Here is a 15,646-nt window from a genome sequence, read left to right on the forward strand (position 1 = left end):
ACACTAGTGTATCAGTGGTTTGAACAGATTCAAGAATAAAACACTTGGCGTTTCGTAGCCAAGTGTTTTTCTTGGCCGGTGGTTCAACTCATCTTGAACCCTGCGTATCTCCCGATCGCTGATGTTTCGGAAATCGGTTTGCTTGGGGAAATATTGTCGGATGAGTCCGTTGGTGTTCTCATTCAGCCCTTTCTCCCAAGAATGGTAGGGGCGGCAAAAATAAGTCTCCGCTTTCAATGCTTTGGCTATTTTGGTGTGTTGATAGAACTCTTTGCCGTTATCCATAGTGATGGTGTGCACTCTGGCTTTATGTGCCTTTAATGCCCTAACGGCTGCCAGAGCAGTGTCTTCGGCTTTGAGGCTGTCCAATTTGCAGACGATGGTGTAGCGGGTAACGCGTTCGACCAAGGTCAGTAATGCGCTTTTCTGTCCTTTGCCGATGATGGTGTCGGCTTCCCAATCGCCGATGCGGGTTTTCTGGTCGACGATAGCGGGTCGGTTTTCTATGCCGACGCGGTTGGGCACTTTGCCTCTGGTCCATGTGCTGCCGTAGCGTTTGCGGTAGGGTTTGCTGCATATTCTGAGGTGTTGCCACAACATGCCGCCGTTGCTTTTGTCTTGGCGAAGGTAGCGGTAAATGGTGCTGTGGTGGAGCGTGATTTGGTGGTGTTTGCTCAGGTAGGCGCATACTTGTTCAGGACTGAGTTTGCGGCGGATAAGGGTGTCGATGTGCTGAATCAGTTACGAATCGAGCTTATAGGGCTTTCGCTGGCGCTGTTTGGTAGTCCGGCTTTGCCGTTGTGCTTTTTCAGCACTATATTGCTGCCCTTGGGTGCGGTGCCGTTTGATTTCGCGACTGATGGTGCTTTTGTGGCGGTTAAGCTGTTTGGCGATTTCGGCGATGGTGCAGTGGCGGGACAGGTATTGGATGTGGTATCGTTCGTCTTGGGTCAGTTGCGTGTAGCTCATGGCAATCTTTCTTGCAGGAAAGGCCGTATGCTACCGCATACTGGCCTTTTTCTGTTAGGGAAAGTTGCACTTCAAATGCGAATCCGCCGTCGTCTGAAAAGTTTTCAGACGACCTTTTGGTTTTATTGGAAACCTGAAATTTTGGGCATATAAACCAATCTGCTCCATTTCTGACGGAGCCCCTATCCTCCGCAGCTATTCTAAGACAGGTGGAAATTCATCAAAAATTCCAAGAAACAGGTATTTGAAAAAGGCTTCCGGAATTCAAAAATATAGTGGATTAACTTTAAACCAGTACGGCGTTGCCTCGCCTTGCCGTACTATCTGTACTGTCTGCGGCTTCGTCGCCTTGTCCTGATTTAAATTTAATCCACTATAAATTCCCGCCACAATTTGTCCTTACGCAGAAAGAGACTGAATGACGACTGATGACAGGTGTCGTATCAAAAACCAAATGACCCGGCTAATGTCGACCTGTAAAACTACTCAACCTGACACAAACAAAAAAGCTGTATTCCCTAAGAAATACAGCTTTTTCAATATCACGATAAACTCGGATTATTCTTCAGAACCGGTATAAGGACGGATGCTGACAGTTTTACGGTTCAGCGCGCCTTTGGTTTTGAATTCAACGTAACCGTCAACTTTGGCGAACAAAGTGTGGTCTTTGCCCATGCCTACGTTGTCGCCGGCGTGGAATTTGGTACCGCGTTGGCGGACGATGATGGAACCTGCCGGAATCAGCTCGCTGCCGTAGGCTTTTACGCCCAAGCGTTTGGCTTCTGAATCGCGACCGTTGCGGGTGCTACCGCCTGCTTTTTTACTTGCCATTTGTAATACTCCTAAGTTTCAAAAATTAGGCGATTGCCACGATTTCGATTTGGGTGAAATTTTGGCGATGGCCTTGGCGTTTTTGGTAGTGTTTACGGCGGCGCATTTTGAAAATGCGTACTTTCTCGCCGCGACCATGGGCTACTACTTTAGCTGTTACTTTTGCGCCTTCGATAAAAGGAGCGCCAACTTTTACAGATTCGCCGTCAGCAATCATCAAAACTTCGGTCAGTTCGATTTGGCTGTCGAGTTCGGCTGGTATCTGTTCTACTTTCAATTTTTCGCCAACGGCAACTTTATATTGTTTGCCGCCGGTTTTTACGACCGCGTACATACTCAACTCCATGAGAATTATGGTTAATATCCCGCACACCATTGTGCGAAACATGGCATTCTATTGCTATTTGCCTGTTTTGTCAAAGTTTATTTCGTTTGTGGGGTCAGGGTCGTCTGAAAGATGTGTCAAACGGGCTTTGCTGCTATAATCGCGCGTTGGATTGCCGATATTTTTTATGCGGCAATATTATTTCCGCCTTATACCCAACCCATTTATTTATACGGCAAGCCTGCTTCATTTTGCTGACTGAGAATGTGTTATGCTCGAAAACCTGCCTTATTTCCAACGCCATCTGCCTGAAGACCTTTCGCGGGTCAATGAAGTAATCAACCAAGCGGTTCAGTCTGATGTCGCGCTGATTTCGCAAATCGGTACTTATATTATCAGTGCCGGCGGTAAGCGTCTGCGCCCGATTATGACAATTTTGGCAGGCAAGGCGGTCGGCTATGACGGAGATAAGCTTTATGCTTTGGCGGCGATGGTGGAGTTTATCCACACTTCGACTCTGCTGCACGACGATGTGGTCGATGAAAGCGATTTGCGCCGCGGACGTGAAACGGCGAATAATCTGTTCGGCAACGCGGCGGCGGTGTTGGTCGGCGACTTTTTATATACGCGCGCTTTCCAGTTGATGGTTGATTCCGGCAGTATGCGCATTTTGGAAGTCATGGCGGATGCAACCAATATTATTGCCGAAGGCGAGGTCATGCAGCTGATGAACATCGGCAATACCGACATCACCGAAGCGCAATATGTTCAAGTGATTCAATATAAAACAGCCAAATTGTTTGAAGCGGCAGCACAGGTCGGCGCGATTTTGGGTAATGCCTCTCCTGAGCATGAGCAGGCGCTGAAAGATTACGGCATGTATGTCGGTACGGCGTTCCAAATTATTGATGATGTTTTGGATTATTCGGGTGAAACTGAAGAAATCGGTAAAAACGTCGGCGATGATTTGGCAGAAGGCAAACCGACTTTGCCGCTGATTTATCTGATGCGCAACGGGGCGAAACAAGTGGCGGACGATGTGCGCCACGCTTTGGAAAATGCGGACCGCAGCAGTTTCCAAAAAATCCATGATTATGTCGTCCATTCCGATGCGCTGACTTATTCGATTTCCGAAGCACGTAAAGCAGTTGAGCAAGCAGTGGCTTCTTTGGCTGTGCTACCTGACAGCGAAGTCAAGCAGGCGATGGTTCAGTTGGCTGAGGAATCATTGGCACGGGTTTCTTAAATCCGATGAATTTCAACTTCGTCCCGATGTTTCTGGTGACGCTGATTTTTCTCGGTGTCGTCAGTAACAACAACTCGATTACGATTTCAGCAGCAATTTTGCTGTTAATGCAGCAGACTGCTTTGTCGCAATATATTCCTTTCATGGAAAAACACGGCTTGCATTTTGGGATTATTTTGCTGACAATCGGGGTCTTAAGCCCGCTGGTTTCAGGCAAGGTTCAAATTCCGCCGCTGTCAGAGTTTGTCAATTTTAAAATGATTGCCGCTGTATTAATCGGTATCCTTGTTGCCTGGCTGGCAGGACGCGGTGTACCGCTGATGAGCGAACAGCCCGTGTTGGTAACAGGTCTTTTGATCGGTACGGTTATCGGTGTGGCGTTTATGGGCGGCATTCCGGTCGGTCCGCTGATTGCCGCAGGATTATTATCATTTATAGCAGGAAAAGTTTAACACGCTCGCCATAGTTCAACGGATAGAACGTATGCCTCCTAAGCGTAAAATACAGGTTCGATTCCTGTTGGCGAGGCCACCACTGCAAAATATGTCGTATTGAATACCCACCATCTGCAATCCGACATTACCGAATTCTTGATTTACATTAAGACCAAAGTAAAATTTCCCCTGGTCATTTACATCTCTCTTTTTTCTCCATCTATTTTGCTATAATCACACCCAGTTCTCTTTTTCAGACGACCTTACTCCAAGATCCCCTGAAACCTCCATTCCATTAAATAAAAAGGATGCCTTATGAGCTTACACAGCGATATTCTCGTCGTAGGTGCGGGACCGGCAGGACTCAGCTTTGCAGCCGAACTGGCCGGAAGCGGTTTAAAAGTTACCCTGATTGAAAAAAGTCCCCTGGAGGTTTTGCAAAATCCGCCTTACGACGGCAGGGAAATCGCCCTAACCCACCTGTCCCGCGAAATTATGCAACGCTTGGGCATGTGGGATTTGATTCCCAAAGACGAAATTTACCCCTTGCGCGATGCAAAAGTCTTGAACGGGCAGTCCGATTACCAACTCCACTTCCCGCAACCGACCCAAGCACGCGGCGAACCTGCCGACTGCTTAGGTTATCTGATTTCAAACCACAATATCCGCAAAGCTGCTTATGAAGTCGTATCCAAACTGGAAAACGTTACCATCCTGACCGGTACCGGCGTCAAAGAAGTCAAAACTTCCGAAGACGAAGCCCAAGTCATCTTGGAAAACGGCGAAGTTTTGAGCGGCCGCCTACTCTTGGCAGCAGACAGCCGCTTCTCCCAAACCCGCCGACAACTGGGCATTTCCTCCGATATGCACGATTACAGCCGCACCATGTTTGTCTGCCGCATGAAGCATACCCTGTCTAACCAGCATACCGCTTACGAATGCTTCCACTACGGCCGCACCATCGCCCTGCTGCCTTTGGAAGAACACCTGACCAACACAGTCATTACCGTCGATAGCGACAAGGCAGACACCATCAAAAAAATGTCTCCCGAAGAATTGGCAGCCAGCGTCAAAGAGCAGCTCAAAGGCCGTTTGGGCGATATGGAATTGGTCAGCACCATTCACAACTACCCCTTGGTCGGCATGATTGCCCAACGCTTTTATGGCAAACGCAGCGCCTTAATCGGCGACGCCGCCGTAGGTATGCACCCTGTTACCGCACACGGTTTCAACTTGGGCTTATCCAGCGCAGACCTCTTGGCAAAACTGATTCTCGAAGCGGAACAACGCGGTCAAGACATCGGCGCCGCCAGCCTGCTGGAAAAATACAGCACCAAGCATATGCTCCATGCCCAACCGATTTACCACGGCACCAATATGCTGCTCAAACTCTTTACCAATGAAACTGCGCCCGCCAAAATCCTGCGCGGCTTGGTATTGCGTGCCAGCAACAACTTCCCGCCGCTGAAAAAACTGATTACCAAACAACTGACCGGCTAATGCGTTTAAACACATCAAAAGGTCGTCTGAAACGCTTTCCAGACGACCTTTTATATATTTTCCACAGCAACTTTGACATATAAGGTTCGAAATAAAAAAGCCCCTGTCCGACAGAGGCTTTTCCATTTTCCAGAAACCGGATTATTTCAATTTGGTTTCTTTGTAAATAACATGTTTACGGGCAACCGGATCAAATTTTTTGATTTCCAATTTGCCGGGCATAGTGCGTTTGTTTTTGGTAGTGGTGTAGAAATGACCAGTACCAGCACTGGATTCTAGTTTGATTTTATCGCGCATTGCAGTAATCCTTAATTAACGGTTTAAATTAAGCTTCGCCGCGAGCACGCAAATCAGCCAATACGACATCAATGCCTACTTTGTCGATGGTACGCAATGCAGCGTTAGAAACGCGCAGGCGAACCCAGCGGTTTTCACTTTCAACCCAAAAACGACGTGATTGCAAGTTAGGCAAAAAACGACGTTTGGTTTTGTTGTTGGCGTGTGATACGTTGTTGCCAGACATCGGGCGCTTACCGGTCACTTTGCAAACTCGTGCCATGGTTAGTCTCCAAACTTCTAAAATAGTAAAACGCGATTTATACCATAAAAAACAGCGTTAGTTCAAGCATTTTGACAAAAAACCGACTGCTTGTCGGGATAAATCTTCCAAATGTTGTTTTCGCGAAACGCTTTGACCGCGAAATGAATGAGGCGAAATTATAGCGGATTTCCAAAGCTTCTGCATATGAAAAGGTCGTCTGAAACTATCTTTACCGTTTTAAGACGACCTTTTCTGTCGAATTAGCGATTCCATCTCCTTCCGTAGCAACACTCATCAATGCCCTCCTCCGCCTCCGTCATGATGGAAAGGCGGCTTCGCCAGCCAAATAATGGGAATCATGATAATGAACAAAATACTGCCTGCCAAAAATATCTCATTCGAGCCAACGATAAAACCCTGTTGGGTAATGGTACTGTTTATCAGACCGACTGCCTGCTCTCCGTTCAAACCCGCTTCTGCCATCTGACGGACTGCTTCGGCGGTATCCGGAGAATACGGCGTGATATGTTCAGTCAGTTGCGTATGATGTAAAGCCTCCCTCCGCTCCCACATGGTACTGACGACAGACACACCGACACCACCCATAAAGACACGCAGAAAATTCGACAAACTGCTTGCCGATGCGATTTGCGGACCTTTCATGTGCGATAGAGTAATGGTCGTCAGCGGCAGGAAGAACATGGCCACCCCCAAACCCTGCCAAAACTGCGGCCAGACAACGCTGCTCATGTCCATTCCCGCATAAAAATCTGTCCGCCAATGAAAAGTAAAGGCAAACATCAAAAAACTACCGGTAACCAACAGGCGCATATCGATTTTATTGCCGAACCGCCCTATCAAAGGAGATAGGAAAATCGGCAGAAATCCGATAGGGGCAGCCGCCAATCCCGCCCATGTGGCGGTATAACCGAGGTTGGACTGCAACACCAGCGGCAAAAGCGTCAACGTTCCCATATACACCATAAACCCGAGCGAAGTCGTCAATACGCCGATGGTAAAGTTGCGGTTTTTAAACAAAGACAAATCGACAATCGGATATTTTTCACCTAATTCCCAAACGATGAAATAAGTCAGACATACCGTTGCAACGACTGCCAATACGATAATTTCACCCGATGCGAACCAATCGAGCTCTTTCCCCCTGTCCAACATCATTTGCAACGAGCCGATACCGACGATCATCAAAATCAGCCCAGTGTAATCAATAGGCGTTTTAACCGTATCGGTTTCACGGTCGCGCAGTTGCTGCCAGGCGATTACCGCAGACAAAATGCCGATGGGTATATTGATGAAAAATATCCACCCCCAATGCCAGTTGTCCGAAATCCAGCCACCGAAAATCGGTCCTAAAACAGGGGCGACCACGACTGTCATCGCCCAAAGTGCCAATGCCAAAGTCCGCTTCTCGGGCGGGTAAGATGCCATCAAAAGGCTTTGGGACAAAGGGATCAGCGGCCCCGCGACAAAACCCTGCAAAATACGGAAGAGCACCAAGGTTTGCAAATTCGGTGAAATACCGCACAACCAAGATGTAATCACGAAACCGATGACCGATCCGACAAACAGCCGCACTTCACCCATCCGCTTCGCAAGAAATCCTGTCAGCGGTACGGAAATGGCATTTGCCACGGCAAATGATGTAATCACCCAGGTACCCTGTGTCGTTGCCGCACCCAAATCACCGGCAATAACGGGGACGGCAACATTGGCAATCGTCGTATCCAATACTTCCATAAAGACGGCCAGGCTCAGCGACAATGTAACCAAGACCAACCTGATGCCTGTCAACGGCGGATAATTCATCAAAATCTTCCTTCACTGCCGACATTGCCACTCCCGCTTTTAACCTAGGCGGGGTTTGCCGTATCGACTTTCTCTTGAAACAGAATGAGCAAGTCCCTCATCCTGATCGCACTACTTATTTCACTAATTTGCCGGATATGAACGTTTCAGACGACCTGTCGGGATACCGAAGGTCGTCTGAAACAGTTTATTTGGCGTATTTTTCAAAAATCTTATCGATTAATGCATTAGCCGCCGCCCAATCTACGCTGTCCGTTTCCGGAGCTGCCGAATTTTTCACGGCAGCCGCCGTCATCGGCTTACCCGAACCCGCTTCTGCAATATCGACTTTGACTGTCATGGACAGACCGACGCGCAAGGGGTTTGCTTTCAATTCATTAGAATCCAGGCTGATTCTGACCGGTACGCGCTGAACAACTTTAATCCAGTTGCCCGTTGCGTTTTGCGGAGGTAAAAGAGAAAACGCGCTGCCCGTCCCTGCGGACAAGCCCATGACTTTACCGTGGTAAACCACTTTTTTGCCGTACAAATCGGCAGTCATTTCCACAGGCTGTCCGATTTTCATTTTTCGTAATTGCGATTCTTTAAAATTGGCATCCACCCACAAATCCGTCAGGGGAACAACTGCCATCAACGCCGCGCCTTGCGAAATTCTCTGTCCGACTTGGACATTGCGTTTTGCAATCTGCCCGCCCATAGGCGCGCGGATTTGTGTACGCTGCAAATTCAGCCAGGCATCTTTAATCTTGCTCACTGCGGTCTGAACGGCAGGTTGTTCGCGCACTGGAATATTGTTACCCAACGCAGCCTGAGCCGAAGCCTCTTCCGCCTCCACCGCTTTCAATGCAGCTTGCGCCTGAACGACCGCCGCCCGGGCATGACTTAACTCCTCACCGGAAATGGCATCCGTACCGGATAGGGCTTCCCGGCGTCGCAAATCTGCCTGAGCGCGTGCCAAATCGGCTTTACGCAGCAACACTTGCGCTTTCGCCTGGGAATTGACTGCCGTCTGCTGCTTGTTTTGACGGATTGCCTGAATCAGCTCGTTTTGCGCCCTGTCATACGCCAGTTGGAAATCACTGTCGTCCAGAGTAACCAAAACATCGCCTTTTTTCACAACATCCGTGTCGTCAAACATGACTTTGCGCACTGTCCCGCCAACTTGCGGCGTAATCTGAACCAAATATCCCGCAACATATGCGTCTTCAGTTGTTTCTTCGTGCTGCCAAAACAAAACATAAGCAAAAGCCACGCCAATAGCCGCCAAAACAAATAGCAGCGTAACCACTGCCATATTCCGCTTGCGCCTGTTCGGCATTTTGACCGGTTTGCCCGATGTGCTGGGAGTTTGCCCGCCGTTTGCTGACTTTGTTTCCATGATTTAATTTACCCGAGTATTAAACTAATAGGCTTTCTACAAAACTAACATCCGAATCTTGGATAAATCCGTAGCCGCTCCGATTTACCTTGATTTCAAAAACAAGATCAATCTAAGGATTCGCAAAAAACCTAATATCGAATATTATTTTATGTTTATTAAATAATAATATCTTATTGATTTAATTTAAACGTCAAATAAGATATAGGGAAACGGGCATTCTATATCCGCACCATTACTCAATCAAGTAACTATTTTAAATGAAATATGACAAACCATCCCTTTAATAATTTATTGTCATTTTTATTTACTCAATAGAATGATTATTAAAGAATAATTTACAGGTATTTTAATCCCATTCTGAATTACGTTTCATTGTTGCTTACTTACCTCTTTTAATTTCTCATGAAACTATTTCAATATTTCAAATTAACATAATAAACATTTATTCCTAAAATTTAACTTTTTCCTGAGTCGGGAAAGTATCTGTTTCATAACCTTGCTTTTAAGCTGAAAAACATCCCCTACCCTCTTAGTTCTCTTCCAAATAACAAAGAAAAGCATAAGATCGTCTTTCCAAACAAAGAGGTCGTCTGAAACCTATCTTTCAGACGACCTCTTTTCTATTTCATTGTTATTTCAACAACGTATTGCCTCAACCTCAGCCTGCTTCTTGCAAAAAGCCTGCCAGTTCGGCGGTGTCGAGTGCGATCATCAGTTCTTCGTTAGTCGGTACGACCAAAACGGCGGGATTGGAACCTGTCGGGCTGATGATGCCTGAGTTGCCGTAGCGTTTTTCCATATTGGCTTTGGTGTCGATGTGCAGACCCAAATAGTCGAGGTAGGCGACGGTTTTGGCGCGAATGTTGCGGGAGTTTTCGCCGATGCCGCCGGTGAAGACGAGGGCATCTATGCCGCCGCAGGCGACCGACATGGAGGCGATGTATTTGGCGAGGCGGTAGGTCATGACTTCGAGGGCGAGACGTGCGCCTTCGTGGCCTTCGTCGGCGGCGATTTCGAGGGTGCGGCAGTCGTTGGAGAGTTCGGAGATGCCGAGCAATCCTGATTTTTTGTTCAGCATTTCATCGACTTGCTCGATGTTCATGCCGGCGTGGGCGGTCAGGTAGCTGTACACGCCGGGGTCGATGTCGCCGCAGCGGGTGCCCATGACGAGACCTTCGATAGGTGTGAAGCCCATGCTGGTATCGACGGATTTGCCGTTTCGGATGGCGGTGATGGACGCGCCGTTGCCGAGGTGGGCGACGATCATGCGCAGGTCTTCCAGCGGTTTGCCTAGAATCCGCGCGGCTTCGGGGGCGACGTAGCGCATGCTGGTGCCGTGGAAGCCGTAGCGGCGGAAGGCGTGTTTTTTGCGCAATTCGCGCGGCACGGCGTAGGTGTAGGCGCGTTCGGGCATGGTTTGGTGGAACGAGGTGTCCATCACGCCGACGTTGGGCAGGCCGGGGAAGTGTTCCTGCGCGGCGAGGATGCCGCTGATGTTGGCGGGGTTGTGCAGCGGGGCGAGCGGGATGCAGGCTTTCAGTTCGTCGAGGACGTCTTGGTCGATGAGGACGGACTCGTGATATTTTTCGCCGCCGTGGGCGATGCGGTGGCCGATGGCTTTGATGCGGTCGTGCAGACCGTGTTTTTCCAGTTCGTTCAACAGCATACCCACCGCACCGGCGTGGCAGTTACGGCCGGTCAGGGGAGCTTGGCGTTTGTTGCCGTCTTTGTTGAAGGTGATGACGGCTTCGGGCGTACCCAAACGTTCGCCGAGACAGCTTAGGACGACGCTGCCGCTTTTGCGGTCGATAACGGCGCCTTTGAGCGAGGAGCTGCCGCAGTTCAGGACGAGGATGAGTTGGTCGGACATGATGTTTCTCCTTGTAGTTTGTGGTTGTTTTTTTGGTGTGGGGTCGTCTGAAAAAGGCTGAGCGTTTGGCGGGGTGTGTTTCAGACGACCTCTTTGGGCAAAGTGTATGCCGCATTTTCTATCGTCATTCCCGCGCAGGCGGGAATCCATATTTGCTCACAAGCAAGCTCTGATAAAAATCAGGAAACAGAATATCGACTATGGATTCCCGCCTGCGCGGGAATGACGGCGGTTAGACTATTCGGCTTTATTGCAATCCTTTATCAAATGTCGTCTGAAACAGTGGACAGTGATGTCCGTCCTACATGATTTCAAAAACAATCATCGGGAACGCGCACCTGTCCTTCCATAATCACGCGCGCGCTGCGGCTCATGACGGCTTTTTTCACCGCCCAAACGCCGTTGGAACATTCTGCCGCCGCACCGACGCGCAATGTGCCGGAAGGATGGCCGAAGCGCACTTCGTTGCGCGTTCCGCCGCCTGCGGCAAGGTTGACCAGCGTGCCGGGGACGGCGGCGGCGGCGGCGATGGCGACCGAGGCGGTGCCCATCATGGCGTGGTGCAGTTTGCCCATACTCAGGGCGCGTACCAGCAAACCGATGTCGGCGGCGTTCACGGTTTTGCCGCTGGAGGCGGTATAATCGGCGGCGGGGGCGACGAAGGCGACTTTCGGCGTGTGCGCGCGGGCGGCGGCTTCGGACACGTCGTTAATCAAGCCCATTTTCAGCGCACCGTAAGCGCGGATTTTTTCAAATTTTTCCAGCGCGGCGGCATCGTTGTTGATGTCGTCCTGCAACTCTTTGCCCGTGTAGCCCAAGTCGGCGGCGTTCAGGAAAACGGTCGGAATGCCCGCGTTGATGAGCGTGGCTTTCAGACGACCTATGTCCGGAACGTCCAGCTCGTCCACCAAATTGCCGGTCGGAAACATACTGCCTTCGCCGTCGGCGGGGTCGAGGAATTCGATTTGCACTTCGGCGGCGGGAAAGGTAACGCCGTCCAGCTCGAAATCGCCCGTTTCCAAGACTTCGCCGTTTTGCATCGGAACGTGGGCGATGATGGTTTTGCCAATGTTTTTCTGCCAGATTTTGACCGTGCAGATGCCGTCTGAAGGGATTTTGCCTTTATCGACCAAGCCCTGCTCGATGGCGAACGCGCCCACGGCGGCGGTCAGGTTGCCGCAGTTGCCGCTCCAATCGACGAAAGGCTTGTCGATGGAAACTTGCCCGAAGAGGTAATCGACGTCGTGGTCGGCACGTTCGGACTTGTCCAAAATCACCGCCTTGCTGGTGGACGAACTGGCGTTGCCCAAACCGTCTATCTGCTTGCCGTAGGGGTCGGGGCTGCCGAGTACGCGCAACAGGATTTTGTCGCGCGCGCTTCCCGCTTCCCGCGCCGCCTCGGGCAGGTCGGAACGTTTGAAAAACACGCCTTTTGATGTACCGCCGCGGTAGTAAACGGCGGGGATTTTGATTTGCGGCATTTTTTGGGTTCTCCTTATGTAGCGTGGGCTCTGCCCACGATTTTTTTACCGTATCAATTTAGCCTTTATTTCGTGGGCAAAGCCCACGCTACACCCACTTTCCAGAAGTACATTAGGCTACCACTCCGACAAAGCCGTTTGATTCCGCAAAATGTCGAAGTTCGCCCCAATCTACGGCTGCTGTATTGTGATACGGCAGATTATTAAACCCCGTCATTCCCGCGTAGGCGGGAATCCAGACTTATCCGCACAGAAACTCATCGGATAAAAAGGTTTCCTCAATTCCACTTTCTGGATTCCCGCCTGCGCGGGAATGACGATTTACAGTAGATGCCTGCCATATCGGGAATTACGTGAATGAGCAAAATGTTGGACCCGACCCACGCTACGTCTTGCTTTTCAGACGACCTCTACGCCGCGTTCCCTTCCAAAAAATCCTGTGCAAACCGTTGCAGCACGCCGCCGGCTTCGTACACCAGCACTTCCTCTGCGGTATCGAGGCGGCAGGTAACGGGGACTTCGACGGTTTCGCCGTTTTTGCGGTGGATGACGAGGGTCAGGTCGCCGCGCGGTTTGCGTTCGCCGACCACGTCGTAGGTTTCCGTGCCGTCCAGTTGCAGGGTGTGGCGGTTGGTGCCGGCTTTGAATTGCAGCGGCAAGACGCCCATACCGATGAGGTTGGTGCGGTGGATGCGCTCGAAACCTTCGGCGGCGATGGCTTCCACGCCCGCCAGCCGCACGCCCTTCGCCGCCCAGTCGCGGCTGGAGCCTTGTCCGTAGTCCGCGCCGGCGATGATGATGAGCGGCTGTTTTCGGTTCATATAGGTTTCGATGGCTTCCCACATGCGCATGGTTTCGCCTTCGGGTTCGACGCGGGCGAGCGAGCCTTGGCGCACGCTGCCGTCTTCGTTTTTCACCATTTCGTTAAACAATTTGGGATTGGCGAAGGTGGCGCGTTGGGCGGTGAGGTGGTCGCCGCGGTGGGTGGCGTAGGAATTGAAGTCTTCTTCGGGCAAACCCATTTTCGCCAGATATTCGCCTGCCGCACTCGCCGCCAGAATCGCGTTGGAAGGCGAAATGTGGTCGGTGGTGATGTTGTCGGGCAGAATCGCCAAGGGGCGCATTCCCGTCAGGCTGCGTTCGCCTGCCAGCGCGCCTTCCCAATAGGGCGGACGGCGGATGTATGTGGACATCGGACGCCAGTCGTACAGCGGACTGGGGGCTTTTTGCGCTTTGCCGGTGTCGAACATCGGTACATACACGTCGCGGAACTGCTGCGGTTTCACATATTCGGCGACGACGGCATCGATTTCTTCGTCGGTCGGCCAGATGTCTTTCAGGCGGATTTCCTTGCCGTCGTCTGAAACGCCGAGTACGTCGTTTTCAATATCGAAACGGATGCTGCCCGCGACGGCGTAGGCCACCACCAGCGGGGGCGAAGCGAGGAAAGCCTGTTTCGCATACGGGTGGATGCGGCCGTCGAAGTTGCGGTTGCCCGACAGTACGGCGGTGGCGTACAAATCGCGGTCTATGATTTCCTGCTGGATTTTCGGGTCGAGCGCGCCGCTCATGCCGTTGCAGGTAGTGCAGGCGAAGGCGACGATGCCGAAGCCGAGTTTTTCCATTTCGGGCAACAGACCTGCTTCTTTCAAATAGATTTCCGCCACTTTCGAGCCGGGGGCGAACGAGGTTTTAACCCACGGTTTGCGTTTCAGCCCGAAGCGGTTGGCGTTGCGCGCCAAAAGTGCGGCGGCAACGACGTTGCGCGGGTTGGAAGTGTTGGTGCAACTGGTAATCGCGGCGATGATGACCGCGCCGTCGGGCATGAGGCCGTCTGAAGGCTCTTCGTAAGGCTTCGCCAGCCCTTTCGCCGCCAAATCGACGGTGGCAAAACGCGCGTGCGGGTTGCTCGGGCCTGCCATGTTGCGCGTTACGCTGCTCAAATCAAACTTCAACACGCGCGGATAAACGGCGGTTTTCAGATCGTCCGCCCACAGTCCGGCAGTTTTGGCATAGGTTTCCACCAATTTCACCTGCGCGTCGTCGCGTCCGGTCAGTTTCAAATAATCAATGGTTTGCGCGTCGATGGCGAACATGGCGGCAGTCGCGCCGAACTCAGGGGTCATGTTGGAAATGGTCGCGCGGTCGCCGATGGACAGGCTTCTCGCGCCCTCGCCAAAAAATTCAACAAACGCCCCGACCACGCGCTCTTTGCGCAGAAACTCGGTCAGCGCCAACACAATATCCGTCGCCGTAATGCCCGCCTGCCGTTTGCCCGTCAGTTCCACGCCGACAATATCGGGCAGGCGCATCATGGACGCGCGTCCCAGCATCACGGTTTCCGCTTCCAAACCGCCCACGCCCACGGAAATCACGCCCAGCGCATCGACGTGCGGCGTGTGCGAGTCGGTGCCGACACAGGTATCGGGAAACGCCACGCCGTTTTTGACTTGGACGACGGGCGACATTTTTTCCAGATTGATTTGGTGCATGATGCCGTTGCCCGCCGGAATCACGTCCACATTTTCAAAAGCGGTTTTCGTCCAGTTGATAAAGTGGAAACGGTCTTCGTTGCGCCGGTCTTCGATTTCGCGGTTTTTGCGGAACGCATCGGGGTCGTAGCCGCCGCATTCCACCGCCAGCGAGTGGTCGACGATAAGCTGAGTCTGCACCACCGGATTCACTTTGGCAGGATCGCCGCCCTTCTCTGCAATCGCATCGCGCAAGCCCGCCAAATCCACCAGCGCGGTCTGCCCCAGAATATCGTGGCACACCACCCGCGCGGGATACCACGGGAAGTCGATTTCCTGCTTGCCGTCTATCAGCTGACCCAGCCAGCTTTGCAGCGTCGGCAAATCGACCTTGTCCGCGCGGTTGACCAAGTTCTCCGCCAAAATGCGGCTCGTGTAAGGCAGCTTGTCGTAAGAGCCGGTCTTGATGTCCTCACACGCCGCACGCGCGTCGTAGTATTCCAAATCCGTACCGGGCAGCGGTTTGCGGTAACGTTGGTTGGCAGCCATGTTCAGTTCTCCTGTGGATCTATTTTTCTTGTGGTTTGGGGTTTCAGACGACGTTTGTTGAAGGGGGCGTCTGAAACTTAAATATTCGGTTTTAATGGGTAACAACGATATTGCACGTCGTCTGAAATCTACTCGGCTTGCAGGCTTTCCCTGCATTTTGGCGAAACCGTGAAAAAAAGTTGCCGCGCTGCCTCCGCCATTCCCGCCGCGGCCTGTCCTCGCTA

The 15,646-nt window shown here is 51.5% G+C and carries 12 protein-coding genes, 1 tRNA gene and 2 pseudogenes; 4 read left to right on the plus strand and 11 right to left on the minus strand.

The genetic code is table 11. From position 1 onward, the window contains the following. Positions 1–3 precede the first annotated feature (3 nt). The 4 genes and pseudogenes from J7445_RS08550 to rplU all read right to left on the minus strand — a co-directional run bounded on the left by J7445_RS08550 (position 4) and on the right by rplU (position 2,134). Positions 4–969: pseudogene (locus tag J7445_RS08550) on the minus strand (IS30 family transposase). Between the two features lie 270 nt (positions 970–1,239). Continuing rightward, positions 1,240–1,347: pseudogene (locus J7445_RS12580) on the minus strand (IS5/IS1182 family transposase); the annotation flags it as partial. A gap of 180 nt (positions 1,348–1,527) precedes the next feature. Beyond that, positions 1,528–1,800, minus strand: a complete 273-nt coding sequence (gene rpmA, locus J7445_RS08555; protein WP_016686478.1) for a 50S ribosomal protein L27 — start codon at positions 1,798–1,800, stop codon at positions 1,528–1,530. Between the two features lie 25 nt (positions 1,801–1,825). Further along, positions 1,826–2,134, minus strand: coding sequence for a 50S ribosomal protein L21 (gene rplU, locus J7445_RS08560; RefSeq protein ID WP_003763980.1), 309 nt, complete (start codon positions 2,132–2,134; stop codon positions 1,826–1,828). Between the two features lie 262 nt (positions 2,135–2,396). Here rplU and J7445_RS08565 point away from each other — a divergent pair, with 262 nt between their 5' ends. The 4 genes from J7445_RS08565 to ubiM all read left to right on the plus strand — a co-directional run bounded on the left by J7445_RS08565 (position 2,397) and on the right by ubiM (position 5,305). Then, positions 2,397–3,371 (plus strand): polyprenyl synthetase family protein, encoded by a 975-nt coding sequence (locus J7445_RS08565; protein WP_209282994.1) that lies wholly within the window; start codon positions 2,397–2,399, stop codon positions 3,369–3,371. Between the two features lie 5 nt (positions 3,372–3,376). Next, entirely contained in the window at positions 3,377–3,823 is a 447-nt protein-coding gene (locus J7445_RS08570; protein WP_019271144.1) for a DUF441 domain-containing protein, read from the plus strand. Between the two features lie 4 nt (positions 3,824–3,827). Further along, a tRNA-Arg gene (locus tag J7445_RS08575) sits at positions 3,828–3,902 on the plus strand. 218 nt (positions 3,903–4,120) lie between these two features. Further along, positions 4,121–5,305, plus strand: a complete 1,185-nt coding sequence (gene ubiM / locus J7445_RS08580) for a 5-demethoxyubiquinol-8 5-hydroxylase UbiM (protein WP_209282995.1) — start codon at positions 4,121–4,123, stop codon at positions 5,303–5,305. 141 nt (positions 5,306–5,446) lie between these two features. Here the strand turns inward: ubiM and rpmG are convergent, their stop codons facing one another. The 7 genes from rpmG to acnD form a co-directional block, all read right to left on the minus strand. After that, positions 5,447–5,602 (minus strand): 50S ribosomal protein L33, encoded by a 156-nt coding sequence (gene rpmG / locus J7445_RS08585; RefSeq protein ID WP_003684373.1) that lies wholly within the window; start codon positions 5,600–5,602, stop codon positions 5,447–5,449. A 28-nt stretch (positions 5,603–5,630) separates the two neighbouring features. After that, a complete protein-coding gene (rpmB, locus tag J7445_RS08590; RefSeq protein ID WP_002216391.1) occupies positions 5,631–5,864 on the minus strand; it encodes a 50S ribosomal protein L28 in 234 nt (77 codons plus the stop codon). A 276-nt stretch (positions 5,865–6,140) separates the two neighbouring features. Beyond that, positions 6,141–7,670 (minus strand): DHA2 family efflux MFS transporter permease subunit, encoded by a 1,530-nt coding sequence (locus J7445_RS08595; RefSeq protein ID WP_209282996.1) that lies wholly within the window; start codon positions 7,668–7,670, stop codon positions 6,141–6,143. Positions 7,671–7,857: 187 nt separating this feature from the next. Next, positions 7,858–8,988 carry an HlyD/EmrA/EmrK family protein gene (locus tag J7445_RS08600; protein WP_209283371.1) on the minus strand — a complete coding sequence of 377 codons (1,131 nt, stop codon included), beginning with the start codon at positions 8,986–8,988 and terminating at the stop codon, positions 7,858–7,860. Between the two features lie 721 nt (positions 8,989–9,709). Next, positions 9,710–10,921 (minus strand): acetate kinase, encoded by a 1,212-nt coding sequence (locus tag J7445_RS08605; RefSeq protein WP_209283372.1) that lies wholly within the window; start codon positions 10,919–10,921, stop codon positions 9,710–9,712. A gap of 311 nt (positions 10,922–11,232) precedes the next feature. Then, positions 11,233–12,402 carry a 2-methylaconitate cis-trans isomerase PrpF gene (gene prpF / locus J7445_RS08610; RefSeq protein WP_070539565.1) on the minus strand — a complete coding sequence of 390 codons (1,170 nt, stop codon included), beginning with the start codon at positions 12,400–12,402 and terminating at the stop codon, positions 11,233–11,235. Between the two features lie 410 nt (positions 12,403–12,812). Next, positions 12,813–15,422, minus strand: coding sequence for a Fe/S-dependent 2-methylisocitrate dehydratase AcnD (gene acnD, locus J7445_RS08615; RefSeq protein ID WP_070539567.1), 2,610 nt, complete (start codon positions 15,420–15,422; stop codon positions 12,813–12,815). Positions 15,423–15,646 lie beyond the last annotated feature (224 nt).

The sequence above is a fragment of the Neisseria sicca genome (assembly GCF_017753665.1).
Lineage (GTDB): Bacteria > Pseudomonadota > Gammaproteobacteria > Burkholderiales > Neisseriaceae > Neisseria > Neisseria flava.

What these genes read in the sequence shown, in the direction of transcription:
- J7445_RS08600 (WP_209283371.1), bottom strand. Translation starts at nt 8,988, where the DNA reads ATGCCGAACAGGCGCAAGCGGAATATGGCAGTGGTTACGCTGCTATTT.
- rpmB (WP_002216391.1), bottom strand. Translation starts at nt 5,864, where the DNA reads ATGGCACGAGTTTGCAAAGTGACCGGTAAGCGCCCGATGTCTGGCAAC.
- rpmG (WP_003684373.1), bottom strand. Translation starts at nt 5,602, where the DNA reads ATGCGCGATAAAATCAAACTAGAATCCAGTGCTGGTACTGGTCATTTC.
- ubiM (WP_209282995.1), top strand. Translation starts at nt 4,121, where the DNA reads ATGAGCTTACACAGCGATATTCTCGTCGTAGGTGCGGGACCGGCAGGA.
- J7445_RS08595 (WP_209282996.1), bottom strand. Translation starts at nt 7,670, where the DNA reads ATGAATTATCCGCCGTTGACAGGCATCAGGTTGGTCTTGGTTACATTG.
- J7445_RS08565 (WP_209282994.1), top strand. Translation starts at nt 2,397, where the DNA reads ATGCTCGAAAACCTGCCTTATTTCCAACGCCATCTGCCTGAAGACCTT.
- J7445_RS08605 (WP_209283372.1), bottom strand. Translation starts at nt 10,921, where the DNA reads ATGTCCGACCAACTCATCCTCGTCCTGAACTGCGGCAGCTCCTCGCTC.
- acnD (WP_070539567.1), bottom strand. Translation starts at nt 15,422, where the DNA reads ATGGCTGCCAACCAACGTTACCGCAAACCGCTGCCCGGTACGGATTTG.
- rplU (WP_003763980.1), bottom strand. Translation starts at nt 2,134, where the DNA reads ATGTACGCGGTCGTAAAAACCGGCGGCAAACAATATAAAGTTGCCGTT.
- prpF (WP_070539565.1), bottom strand. Translation starts at nt 12,402, where the DNA reads ATGCCGCAAATCAAAATCCCCGCCGTTTACTACCGCGGCGGTACATCA.
- J7445_RS08570 (WP_019271144.1), top strand. Translation starts at nt 3,377, where the DNA reads ATGAATTTCAACTTCGTCCCGATGTTTCTGGTGACGCTGATTTTTCTC.
- rpmA (WP_016686478.1), bottom strand. Translation starts at nt 1,800, where the DNA reads ATGGCAAGTAAAAAAGCAGGCGGTAGCACCCGCAACGGTCGCGATTCA.